Genomic DNA, 12,231 nt, shown 5'->3' with positions numbered 1-12,231 from the left:
AACACAGCTTGGCTTATAATTGTGCTACTGACGACTTCATTTTACCACTGCTCATGCGAGAGGAATTTTATCATTATGCCCACTTCTGCGACCACCAACTATCAACCAGCTGCGACATTCGACCCTATTACTATCAGCTCATTCAAAGCCTATGACATTCGGGGTGAGCTTGGGGTCAATCTCGATGAAGAGATTTCCTACCGTATCGGGCGCGCGTTCGCACAGATTTTATATCAGCGTTATCAGGCAGCAGCTCAAACCCAAGCCGATGATGTAGCAACTCTAAAACTAGCTATCGTTATCGGTAGTGATATTCGCCACTCTAGTGAGCAATTGAAACAAGCCGCTATCAAAGGCATCGCTGATGCAGGCGTTGATGTGATTGATTTGGGCATGAGTGGTACTGAAGAAGTATATTTTGCTACCAGTCACTATCAGGCGTTAGGTGGTATCGAAGTGACTGCCAGTCATAACCCTATCAATTATAATGGCCTAAAACTGGTTAAAGAACATTCAAAACCAATCAGCGCTGATGATGGTTTGGCAGAGATTCAAGCACTGGCAGAATCTGGGCAATTCACTACGGACAACCAAACGGGCAAATTGCAGTTATTGACGGATAAAAGCGCGTACATCGATCATGTCGTGACTTTTATCGATACTGATAAACTAAAACCTCTCAAACTGGTCGTTAATTCAGGCAATGGTAGTGCAGGTCCTGTGGTCGATTTATTAGTTGATAAATTAGCACAAGCAGATGCACCGATTAAAGTCATTAAATTGCATCATACACCAGATGGTAGCTTTCCTAACGGCATCCCCAACCCAATGATTGAAGCCAATAGAGTGGCTACCCAGCAAGCCGTTTTAGAAAACAACGCGGATCTTGGCATCGCTTTTGACGGTGACTTCGATCGCTGCTTCCTATTCGATGAACGTGGCGAATTTATCGATGGTAGCTACATCGTCGGTATGCTTGCTCAAGCCTTTTTAAATAAATACCCAAGCGAGTCAATCGTCTATGATCCACGAGTAATTTACAATACCGAAGCAGTAATAGAGGAACACAACGGTAAGGCTGTCATTAGTAAATCTGGGCACTCATTTATCAAGCAAATCATGCGGAACTCAGGTGCTGTATATGGCGGTGAAATGTCTGCCCATCACTATTTCCGCGACTTCTTCTATTGCGATAGTGGCATGATTCCATGGTTATTGACCATTGAGCTGTTGTCTATCACCGGTAAAACACTATCCGAATTGGTCACAGGCTATATTTCCGCCTATCCTAGCTCAGGCGAATTAAACTTTCGTCTCACAACTCATGATGCACCAACGATTATTAGCGCAATTGAAGCTAAATTCAGCAACGAGCAACCAATTAAATCAACACTTGATGGTTTAAGTCTGAATTTCGGTGACTGGCGCTTTAATTTGCGAGCCTCGAATACCGAGCCACTTATCAGATTGAATATCGAAAGTCGCGGCGACCAACCGTTACTAGCTGCTAAAACCCAAGAGATAGAGCAGTGTCTAGCAACTCAAGGTGCCGTACCAGCATAAAGTGATTACCCCAGTAAAATAATTCTAATTGTCAGTCGAAAAAGGCTCGCTAATGAGGATTAGCGAGCCTTTTTTCTATACACAGAAAACCTTAAATCAAACTATTTAGTTCGACCAATACCCATATAGTCACCTACTAAGCTATTAATTTGCGAGCGTGTCAGTGCATTTTGCGCATCAAATACTGGCATGGCTTGTTGATTGATTTTGCCAATATCCAATTGATCTCGTGGTGACCAACTAACAATAAAAATAGCATGGGTATCGCAAAGCTGTTGATAGGGACTAGTAATCAGCTCAAGCAATGGTTGTTGCTGATAAAGCTCGGCAAGCTCGTGCTGTGCCTTGTCACTATAAACCAGTGTGCGAATATTATAAGACCACAGTAATGCTAATAACGGATGGATAGCTGAGCCAGCAGTACGTCCTGAGCCTGATTTATAACTACCGCCCCAAATCATGACTGTTTTATTATCGATAAAACCATCAAAATATTGCCAAAATTTACGGAATATCAGCTCTTTTTGATCTTCATTAATATGCAAAATAGATTGTAATAAAGGCATATCCAAACTGTGTGTAAGGCTTGATTGTTGCAATTTAGCCAGCTCAGTGGGCAAAGTATTACCACCGAATCCCCACCCTGCTTTTAAATAACTGCTGCCTACCCGCTCATCCAATCCCATAATGCGACTGACTTGACTGATATCGACATTTTGACTATCAGCCAAACGTGACATCTCATTCATAAAGCTCACTCTAGTCGCTAGCATTGCCATGATACTACTGCGAGCAAACTCTATCGTTGCGATATCAGCATGATGAGTAGCGCATGCATGCTGCATCAAAGGCTTCAACACATCTAATTGCTGGCTGCTACTTGCTGTCTTTTCGCCCAGTAGCCATAATGAAGGATTCAACATCGAGCTATAAGCATCGCCGTCTTGTAAGAATACAAATGGCACATAATAGACCCAAGCACGCTGTAAACGCTGAGCCAAACCAGCTACATGGCCTAATTGCTCAATGCCACTCATAATTACAGGTAACGCCTGCTGATGGCTTCGATTAAAAGCAGTAATCCAACTCTCTTCTGTCCATACAGGCTTAATACTGTCTAAAAACAACCAGTAAAGCGTCACCGTACTTTGAACATCAGTTTCATTATGACCTGCTGCTTCATAGCCTCTTATTAGCATGTCAGCACTAGCTGGTAATTCCTTACTGATAATGACCTGCTGCTGCTCATACATTTGCCACAGCGCTTGCAGATGATGCTCAAAACCATACTGTTGTATCTGCTGCGTCAGTAGCGCTTTGTCTGCGTAAAGATGCACACACTGACCGAGACTTGCCAGCACCACTGCGCTGGTAATTGCCTCTATGCTGTGACCAATAAGTACACAAACTGTAGAATCAGTTAATTGGTTTGGTTCAGATTTGTTGTTATATTTATTCATATGGCTACCATCTAAAGCCGTCTCCATGAGCGTGCTTTCCTATATTATTGACACACCACTATCGCTAAGACAGCTGTTTGATACGCTGTAGTAATTGGTCAGTAGACGTATCGAATAGACCTTGAGAATCTTGCTGGATATGCTGCATGGCATGGTGTACGGAGTCTGCCATTTGCTTGCCCATCTCGACGCCCCATTGATCAAACGGATTGATATCCCAGATACTGGCCATGACATAGACCTTATGCTCGTAGAGCGCTATCAATGCGCCTAAGCTATGCGGTGTCAGCTCATCAATCAGTAATGTGGTTGACGGTTGATTCCCACGGTAGTACTTATATTTGTCTGCTTCGGAAACTGTCTGTGGATCGACCAGATCTGTCACAGCAGCATTGCCAAATGCCAATACTCGACTTTGCGCCAAACAATTTGCTAAAGACAATTCGTGCTGTTGTTGCAATGAAGAGTTTTGTGCTTCATCACTATAGCGACGTACGCAAGCGATAAAGTCACAGGAAACCTGCTGTGTACCTTGATGTAGCAGCTGATAGAATGCATGCTGTGCATTTGAGCCAATTTCACCCCATAGAATTGGACACGTATCATAGTCAATATGATCCCCATTTCGAGTAACGGACTTACCATTACTCTCCATTTCTAGCTGGGTAAGATAACTCGGTAAATATCCCAATCGACCATCATAAGGCAATACGGTATGCGCATTTACTTGTAGAAAAGTACTGTTCCAAACAGCTAGCAAGCCTAGCAGTACGGGTAAATTATCGGCAAAGTCAGCTTGTGCAAAATGCTCATCCATACTATGAGCACCGCTTAATAAAGCCTTAAAGCCATTCATACCGATACGAATAGCAATGGCAAGGCCAATCGCCGACCATAGAGAAAAGCGACCGCCGACCCATTCCCAAAGCTGCAACTGATGCTCAGGATGAATTCCCCAAGCACTCATTTTTTCACTATTGGCTGAGATGCCGATAAAGTGTCGACGTAATACACTATCCTCTGTACCTGCACGGAGCTTTGCTGTTGCAAGTAGCCAAGATAATGCTGTCTTAGCATTTGATAAAGTATCAACCGTACCAAAGGATTTGGAAGAGATAATAAATAGCGTGGTCTCAGGATTTAAATGCTTGAGTAGATTATCAAGCTGCGTACCGTCCATATTGGAGACAAAATGCACTTCAATACTGGTATCTGCCCATTCGTCGAGCGCTGTAGTCGCCATGAGTGGGCCAAGATCAGAACCACCAACCCCGATATTGACAACATCTGTGATAGCCTTACCTGAAAAACCACGCCATGTACCACTACGAACTCGCTCAGATAGGCGTGCTACTTGTGCCAAACTATGATGTACATCAGCGACGATATTTTGTCCATCGACTTGTAATATCGCTGTCTCTGGCAAACGTAGCGCCGTATGCAACGCAGCACGCTGCTCGCTGGTATTTACCATCACCCCTTGCAGTAATGAATCAATACGAGCATCCAGCTCACAACTATCGGCCAAACTTAGCAAATTAGACAATACTGTCTGATCAATACGTTGCTTACTAAAATCCATATACAGCGCACCAGCCTGCACGCTAAAATGCTTGGCACGCTTATCATCTTGCGAGAATAGCTGTGCAAGCGACCATGGATGCTTTGCAAGCGTTTGTAGTTGCTGCCAGTATTTAGAATGTCGAGCACTACTATATGCCTTGTCGCCCTTTATTTCTTTCATCAGCTATTCACCATCTGCTAATTGCTGTTCGGCAAAGTAGATGAACGCCTGCATATACGAGCGCATATCGCCTGCATCGTAGCTATTGCCGCGCATAGTTGTGACATGGACACCATATTCACTAATGAGCGCATCAATCGCATCTGTCAGCTGAATCTCACCACCGACAGATGCTTTAGTATTGGCTAAGTAATCAAAGATATGGTTACTAAATACATAGCGTCCTACCACAGCCAGATTTGAAGGAGCATCATCTAAATTGGGCTTTTCTACAAAACCAGCCACTTTAAAGCTAGTATTAGTATTTATTTCTTCACCAATGTCATTAGTAACACTGAGCTTTTCATCTAGTTGAGCGATACCATACTTATGTACGTCTTCATCCGCTACTTGATCGACCAATATCTGTGAGTGACCATCTGTAGCAAAGGCATCTAGCATAAAGGCCAAATTATCAGCTGACATATCAGTGGTAAATGGATCAAGCACGACATCAGGCAACAATACGGCAAAGTCATGCTCACCAATGACTGGTCGCGCTGTCAGTACTGCATGTCCCAAACCTAACGCCTTACCTTGGCGTATCATCGATACCGTCACATCCGCTGGCAACCAATTTAAGTTATCAGCTAGCTCATCTTTACCTTTATGACGTAATTGATTGTCCAATTCCGCATTGATATCAAAATAATTTTCAATCGCGCTCTTTTGCGCATGACTGACCAAGACAATATGCTTGATACCCGCAGCGATGGCCTCTTCGACCACGTAATGGATGGCAGGACGATTGCCAAGCGGTAACAACTCTTTTGGTACAGATTTCGACAATGGCAACATACGAGTACCAAAGCCTGCGACAGGAATAACGGCGTGAGTTATTTTTTTCATAGTATGTTAGCTATATTAAGAAGGTGGGTGAAAATGAGTCAATCATAACGCATTATTAGGCAGTTGTAACGCCATACGATTTAAGAGACATCGTAGCCATTCGGGTTCATACTCTGCCAACGCCATGTATCTTGACACATATCAGCAATCGATAATTCAGCTTGCCACCCTAACAACGTTTTCGCTTTATCGGCACGGGCATAACAACTCGCGATATCACCTGCTCGACGATCTATAAACTGATAAGGAATAGTCTGGCCAGATACGTCAGAAAATGCAGATACCAATTCTAATACAGACGTACCTTTGCCAGTACCTAAGTTAATAGGTAAAAAACCTACTGAGTTTTGCATCGTGCTATCTTCATTTAGACTGATTTTTTTATCTAGATAATTTAGTGCAGCCACATGACCTTGAGCCAAATCAGTAACATGAATAAAGTCACGGACACCTGTTCCATCGACAGTAGGATAGTCATTACCAAAGATACTGAGCTTATCAAGTTTGCCGACGGCCACTTGAGAAATATAAGGCATCAAATTGTTAGGAATGTCATTAGGGTCTTCGCCAATCTGTCCTGATGTATGCGCGCCTACTGGATTAAAATATCTGAGAGCAATCAGGTTCCAACTGCCATCAGACACAGCTAAATCTTCCAAGATATGTTCAACTGTCAGCTTGCTCTGACCATAAGGGTTGGTACAAGAGCGCTTAAAGCTCTCATCGATGGGTAAGTATTCAGGATCACCATATACAGTGGCAGATGATGAAAAAACTAAATTCTTCACGTTATATTCTGCCATAACTTCTAATAAGGTAATGGTACCGCTGACATTGTTATTGTAATACAGTAATGGCTTTGCTACTGACTCCCCAACTGCTTTTAGTCCAGCGAAATGAATAACACCGAAAAAGTCATGTTCGGCAAAGACTTGTTTGAGTTTCTCAGTATCACGGATATCCCCTTCAATAAACTCAATCGGCTGATCGATCAGTATAGAGACACGACTAATCGCTTCTCGACTACTGTTAGACAAGTTATCGTATACAACAATATCATAGCCTGCGTCATGCAATGCTATACAGGTATGCGTACCAATATAGCCTGCACCACCCGTGACTAGTATTTTATTCTTCATAAAATTTTCAGGCATAAAAAAGACACCCCATTGTAGGGGTGTCTTATCAGTAATTCAATAGAGTTTTGGTAGTTAGCGGGCTTTTGCCTATTTTACCAACCAGTAACTTCTTTTAGCTTATCGCCAAGTTTAGACGGGTCACGTGTGTACGCGATACCAGCATCCTCAAACGCTTTAAACTTCTCTTCAGCAGTACCTTGACCGCCAGAGATGATAGCGCCAGCATGGCCCATACGCTTACCTTCTGGAGCAGTAACACCAGCGATATAGCCAACAACTGGCTTAGTCACATGGTCTTTGATATAAGCAGCAGCTTCTTCTTCAGCAGTACCACCGATCTCACCGATTAGGATGATAGCTTCAGTTTGAGGATCAGCTTCAAATAGCTTCAATGCGTCAATCTGGTTCATACCAGGGATAGGATCACCACCGATACCGATACAAGTTGACTGACCAAAACCAAGCTTAGTAGTTTGAGCTACAGCTTCGTAAGTCAACGTACCAGAGCGTGAGATGATACCCACTTTACCTGGCTGATGGATATGGCCCGGCATGATGCCGATTTTGCATTGACCTGGAGTGATAACGCCTGGGCAGTTAGGACCAACCAAACGTACGTCGCCAGCTTCTTCAAGATAGCGTTTTGCTTTTAGCATATCGATAGTCGGTACGCCTTCAGTGATCACAACGATCAACTTAACGCCAGCATCGATTGCTTCAACGATAGAGTCTAGTACAAATGGTGCTGGTACGTAGATAACAGAAGCGTCAGCTTGAGTCGCTTCCATTGCTTCCGCCATGGTGTTAAATACTGGTAGGCCTAGGTGCGTTTGACCACCTTTACCTGGAGTCACACCACCAACTACTTTTGTACCATATTCGATGGCTTGTTCAGAATGGAACGTACCATTTTTACCAGTAAAACCTTGTACCAATACTTTGGTATCTTTATCGATTAATACACTCATTATATTTTCCTTGTATTCGGTTGTCTTGTAATAGTGGTCTTTAAAGCTATTGTTATCGGATTTTGATAACCAATTTTTATTATAAAAACCACTACTACGATTTGACTACTATGCTTAAGCGTCTATCTCTAAACACTTATATTTAAAGACTTACGCTTTAACAGCATCGACAATTTTTTGAGCCGCGTCAGATAAACCTTGAGCTGAAATCAATTTCAGACCAGACTCTTCTAGAATTTGTGCGCCTAGCTCAGCGTTGTTACCTTCTAAACGAACAACAACTGGTACTTGTACGTCAACTTCTTTGATAGCAGCGATAATAGCTTCTGCAATCATGTCACAACGTACGATACCGCCGAAGATGTTAATTAGAACGCCTTCAACACTGCTGTCTTCTAAGATGATTTTGAACGCTTCAACAACGCGATCTTTAGTTGCGCCGCCGCCAACGTCCAAGAAGTTAGCAGGCTTGCCGCCATACAATTTGATGATGTCCATGGTCGCCATTGCAAGACCAGCACCGTTAACCATACAACCGATGTTGCCTTCTAGAGCAACATAGTTTAGGTCAAATTCAGCGGCTTTAAGCTCACGCTCATTTTCTTGAGTCTTGTCTTGTAGTGCTGCGATTTTTGGCAGACGATATAGTGCGTTTGAGTCGATACCGATTTTGCCATCAACACAAACGATTTCGCCATTTTCACGAACAGCTAATGGGTTGATTTCCATTAGAGCAAAGTCGTTTTCAACGAATGCTTTATAAGCGCCAGTCATCAATTTAACGAATTGATTGATTTGCTTGCCTTCTAGACCAAGTTTGAACGCAACGTCGCGCGCTTGGAAAGGCATCAAGCCAACTAAAGGATCAACATTTACTTTGAAGATTTTTTCTGGAGTGCTGTGTGCTACTTCTTCGATATCTACACCACCTTCGGTAGATGCCATGAAAGTTACACGACGAGTTGCACGGTCAACGACTGCGCCAAGATATAGCTCAGTTTGTACTGGATACATATCTTCTGCAACCAATACGAAGTTTACTGGCTGACCATCAGCATCAGTTTGGAACGTTACTAGGTTAGTACCGATCAGCTCTTCAGCAACTTGCTTAGCTTCTTCACGAGTTTTAACCAGTTTTACACCACCCGCTTTACCGCGACCACCAGCATGTACTTGCGCTTTAATTACCGCAATGTCAGTTGGGGTTTTATCAAAAGCTGCAGCAGCTTCTTCGCCGTTATGAGCGATGATGCCTTCTTGAATTGGCAAACCGTAGCTTTTTAATAGCTCTTTTGCTTGATACTCATGTAAATTCATTGATTGTATCCTTTATTTTTTACAATTAATAAAAAGTGAAATCAAGTGCGCACATACACATATTAATCATACGTCTGACGCACTCATGATTGTGGCATCACCAAAATAGCGATACCCCAATCAGGTTGTAAATCGATAATAACTAAACGAGCAACTACTTATTTCTTACGTTTTTTGCGCTGGATAGCGTGGATAGCACGGCCATCTGCAGATAGAGCAGCTTCATGCACTGCTTCTGAAATAGTTGGATGAGCAAATGTCATCAACTGTAAGTCTTCGATGCTAGACACAAACTCCATCGCGATCATACCTTGATGGACGATATCACCAGCACCAGCAGCGATAGCATGCATACCTAATAAACGATCTGTTTTTGCATCAGCAACTACTTTCACAGAACCTTGCGCTTCACTTTGCGCTAATGCACGACCGTTAGCAGCTAAGTTGAAAGAACCTGTTTTAACTTCATAGCCAGCTTCTTCAGCTTCTTGCTCAGTCAAACCTACCCATGCGATTTCTGGGTGAGTATAAATGACATTGATGATAGTGTCATAGTTAACTTGAGGTTTTTCACCATGAATACGCTCAACAGCCATCATGCCCTCTTCCATAGCTTTATGCGCAAGCATAGGACCACGGACCAAATCACCGATAGCATAAACGCCATCAAGATTGGTTTTGCATTGGTCATTAACATCGATAAGGCCACGTTCAGTCAACGTGATACCGCTGTCATCGCCAAGCAGCTTTTCAGAATAAGCACGACGACCAACACAGACGATTAGCTTGTCGAAGCTCTCCTCGCTCGATTCGCCTTTGCTTTCGCTAGTGACGACAACTTGGTCACCTTGAACTTCAGCATTGGTTACTTTGGTATCGACACGGATATCAAGACCTTGCTTCTTCAGCATTTTGCCAGCTTCTTTTGAGATGTCTTTGTCAGCAGCAGCTAAGAAACTAGGAAGTGCTTCATATACGACTACTTCTGCACCTAGACGACGCCATACTGAACCAAGCTCAAGACCGATAACACCAGCACCAATAACGCCTAAACGCTTAGGTACTGAGGTGAAATCAAGTGCGCCAGTTGAATCAACAATACGGTCGCCGTCAGTTTTGGCAACAGGAATCTCGATAGGCACAGAACCTGCCGCAAGAATCACATTCTTAGCAGTGATCGTTGTTTCGCTTTCGTCTTCTAGAGCAGTAAATTTGACTTTTTTGTCAGTGCCCGTGCCGTCGACCAATGTACCCCAGCCTTGTAACCAGTCAACACCATTGCCTTTTAGCAACGCGGCAACACCACCAGTCAACTGCTTAACAATACCTTCTTTACGCTCTATCATTTTTTCGATATTGATAGCAACGTCACCAGTACTGATACCGTGCTCGTCAAGGTCATGCTTAGTAGCTTCGTAACGATGTGAGCTGTCAAGTAGGGCTTTTGATGGGATACAACCAACGTTTAAGCAAGTACCGCCAAGTGCTGGCTCGCCTTTGTAAACGCGCTTTTCGATACAAGCAACACTCATACCGAGCTGGCCTGCACGAATAGCTGCTTCGTAACCACCAGGACCGCCGCCGATGACGACTAAATCATAATTGTCTTTCATAGTACGTTCCTATTTTTAATTGTATGTGTCATTTAAACTGGTTGTTATCTCGCTGATAGATCAGCGTTATCTACACTGGATAGTTAATACACTATATCAATGAGATAGACTCACTTATCAATAGCAAGTCACCATTATTAAATTCATTTAAATACAGTTATCAGCGCATCAAGTGATCACTGATTAATAAAAATCATTATCTATACCAAAGTTAAAAAGCTTGTATCAGCGGTTGCCAATACAAGCTTAAAAGCTTACAGGTCTAGTAGTAGCATTGCAGGGTCTTCGACCAACTCTTTGATAGTTACCAAGAACTGTACTGCTTCTTTACCATCGATCATACGATGGTCATAAGATAATGCTAAGTACATCATTGGTAAGATTTCAACTTTGCCGTCGACAGCCATTGGGCGGTCGTTGATCGCATGCATACCTAGGATAGCAGTTTGTGGTGGGTTCAAGATAGGTGTTGACATCAATGAACCAAATACACCACCGTTAGAGATAGTGAACGTACCGCCAGTCATGTCTTCTAGACCAAGCTTACCTTGTTGTGCTTTACCGCCAAACTCACGGATTGTGCTTTCAACGTCAGCCATGCTCATGCGATCAGTATCACGTAGTACTGGCACAACCAAACCGCGATCTGAAGATACTGCTACACCGATATCATAGAAACCATGATAAACAATGTCATCGCCATCTAGTGAAGCGTTTACTGCTGGGAAGCGTTTTAGCGCTTCTGTCGCTGCTTTTACGAATAACGACATAAAGCCTAAACGTACGCCATGACGTTTTTCAAACTTCTCTTTGTACTTAGCGCGCATGTCCATCAATGGCTTCATGTTCACTTCGTTAAACGTCGTCAACATCGCAGTATCTTGTGATGCTGATAATAGACGCTCAGCAACACGCTTACGAAGACGAGTCATTGGAACACGTTTTTCAGTACGCTCACCCATTGATTCAGCAACAGGACGGCCGCTATCAGACTTGATGCTGCTGTCTGATTTCAATGTTGGGTTAGCCATATCAGTTTTGGTTACACGACCACCGCGGCCACTACCTTCAACTTCTTTAGGATCTACGCCTGACTCTTTTGCTGCTTTACGAACTGCTGGGCTTTGATCTTTATGATCAGCTTCGCCTTTCTTATCTGTTGCTTGAACAGGCTCGCCACCACCAGCAGCTTGCTTTGCTTGAACTGGCGCAGCTGGTTGATCTGGATTTACTGCTGGCGCTTCTTCTGCGCTAGCACCAGCACTTGCACCGGCTTCAAACTGAGCGATAAGCTCATCAGACAATACAGTATCGTCAACTTGCTTTACGATTTTGGTCAATACACCATCATCAGGTGCCACAACTTCTAATACAACTTTATCAGTTTCAATTTCAGCCAATAGGTCATCACGATTAACTTGTTGACCTTCAGTGACGTGCCACTCAACGATTGTGCCATCGGCAACCGATTCTGGAAAAACGGGGGCTTTGATGTCAGCCATCGATATACTCCTTAGATTTGGATATTCATACTTATTA

General features: G+C 43.3%; 9 protein-coding genes. 1 reads left to right on the top strand and 8 read right to left on the bottom strand.

The window, feature by feature from the left end:
- Nucleotides 1-75: 75 nt before the first annotated feature.
- Nucleotides 76-1,563 carry a phosphomannomutase CpsG gene (locus QL886_RS07900; RefSeq protein WP_290178270.1) on the top strand — a complete coding sequence of 496 codons (1,488 nt, stop codon included), beginning with the start codon at nt 76-78 and terminating at the stop codon, nt 1,561-1,563.
- Between the two features lie 101 nt (nt 1,564-1,664).
- Here the strand turns inward: QL886_RS07900 and QL886_RS07895 are convergent, their stop codons facing one another.
- The 8 genes from QL886_RS07895 to odhB form a co-directional block, all read right to left on the bottom strand.
- The gene (locus QL886_RS07895) at nt 1,665-3,050 is read right to left on the bottom strand and encodes a UDP-glucose/GDP-mannose dehydrogenase family protein (protein ID WP_290178269.1); all 1,386 of its coding nucleotides are present in this window, start codon (nt 3,048-3,050) and stop codon (nt 1,665-1,667) included.
- 37 nt (nt 3,051-3,087) lie between these two features.
- Complete coding sequence (gene pgi, locus QL886_RS07890; protein ID WP_290178268.1) at nt 3,088-4,767, bottom strand: glucose-6-phosphate isomerase; 1,680 nt, start codon at nt 4,765-4,767, stop codon at nt 3,088-3,090.
- Between the two features lie 3 nt (nt 4,768-4,770).
- Nucleotides 4,771-5,655 (bottom strand): UTP--glucose-1-phosphate uridylyltransferase, encoded by an 885-nt coding sequence (locus QL886_RS07885; RefSeq protein ID WP_290178267.1) that lies wholly within the window; start codon nt 5,653-5,655, stop codon nt 4,771-4,773.
- Nucleotides 5,656-5,735: 80 nt separating this feature from the next.
- Entirely contained in the window at nt 5,736-6,809 is a 1,074-nt protein-coding gene (gene galE, locus QL886_RS07880) for a UDP-glucose 4-epimerase GalE (protein WP_290178266.1), read from the bottom strand.
- Between the two features lie 77 nt (nt 6,810-6,886).
- Nucleotides 6,887-7,762: a succinate--CoA ligase subunit alpha gene (gene sucD / locus QL886_RS07875; RefSeq protein WP_101204626.1), complete on the bottom strand. Its 876-nt coding sequence runs from the start codon at nt 7,760-7,762 to the stop codon at nt 6,887-6,889.
- 150 nt (nt 7,763-7,912) lie between these two features.
- Nucleotides 7,913-9,079, bottom strand: coding sequence for an ADP-forming succinate--CoA ligase subunit beta (gene sucC / locus QL886_RS07870; protein ID WP_057757869.1), 1,167 nt, complete (start codon nt 9,077-9,079; stop codon nt 7,913-7,915).
- A gap of 158 nt (nt 9,080-9,237) precedes the next feature.
- Nucleotides 9,238-10,692: a dihydrolipoyl dehydrogenase gene (lpdA, locus tag QL886_RS07865; RefSeq protein ID WP_290178265.1), complete on the bottom strand. Its 1,455-nt coding sequence runs from the start codon at nt 10,690-10,692 to the stop codon at nt 9,238-9,240.
- 254 nt (nt 10,693-10,946) lie between these two features.
- Nucleotides 10,947-12,194 (bottom strand): 2-oxoglutarate dehydrogenase complex dihydrolipoyllysine-residue succinyltransferase, encoded by a 1,248-nt coding sequence (gene odhB, locus QL886_RS07860; RefSeq protein ID WP_290178264.1) that lies wholly within the window; start codon nt 12,192-12,194, stop codon nt 10,947-10,949.
- Nucleotides 12,195-12,231: the final 37 nt, after the last annotated feature.

The organism is Psychrobacter sp. APC 3281, from assembly GCF_030407815.1.
GTDB lineage: Bacteria > Pseudomonadota > Gammaproteobacteria > Pseudomonadales > Moraxellaceae > Psychrobacter.
Note: the sequence above shows the minus strand (reverse complement) of the source record. Positions and strands in the feature narration are given on the sequence as shown.

Bases quoted from the DNA above. Each gene is read 5' to 3' on its own strand.
- sucD (WP_101204626.1), bottom strand. From the start codon at position 7,762: ATGAGTGTATTAATCGATAAAGATACCAAAGTATTGGTACAAGGTTTT.
- lpdA (WP_290178265.1), bottom strand. From the start codon at position 10,692: ATGAAAGACAATTATGATTTAGTCGTCATCGGCGGCGGTCCTGGTGGT.
- sucC (WP_057757869.1), bottom strand. From the start codon at position 9,079: ATGAATTTACATGAGTATCAAGCAAAAGAGCTATTAAAAAGCTACGGT.
- QL886_RS07900 (WP_290178270.1), top strand. From the start codon at position 76: ATGCCCACTTCTGCGACCACCAACTATCAACCAGCTGCGACATTCGAC.
- QL886_RS07895 (WP_290178269.1), bottom strand. From the start codon at position 3,050: ATGGAGACGGCTTTAGATGGTAGCCATATGAATAAATATAACAACAAA.
- galE (WP_290178266.1), bottom strand. From the start codon at position 6,809: ATGCCTGAAAATTTTATGAAGAATAAAATACTAGTCACGGGTGGTGCA.
- QL886_RS07885 (WP_290178267.1), bottom strand. From the start codon at position 5,655: ATGAAAAAAATAACTCACGCCGTTATTCCTGTCGCAGGCTTTGGTACT.
- odhB (WP_290178264.1), bottom strand. From the start codon at position 12,194: ATGGCTGACATCAAAGCCCCCGTTTTTCCAGAATCGGTTGCCGATGGC.
- pgi (WP_290178268.1), bottom strand. From the start codon at position 4,767: ATGAAAGAAATAAAGGGCGACAAGGCATATAGTAGTGCTCGACATTCT.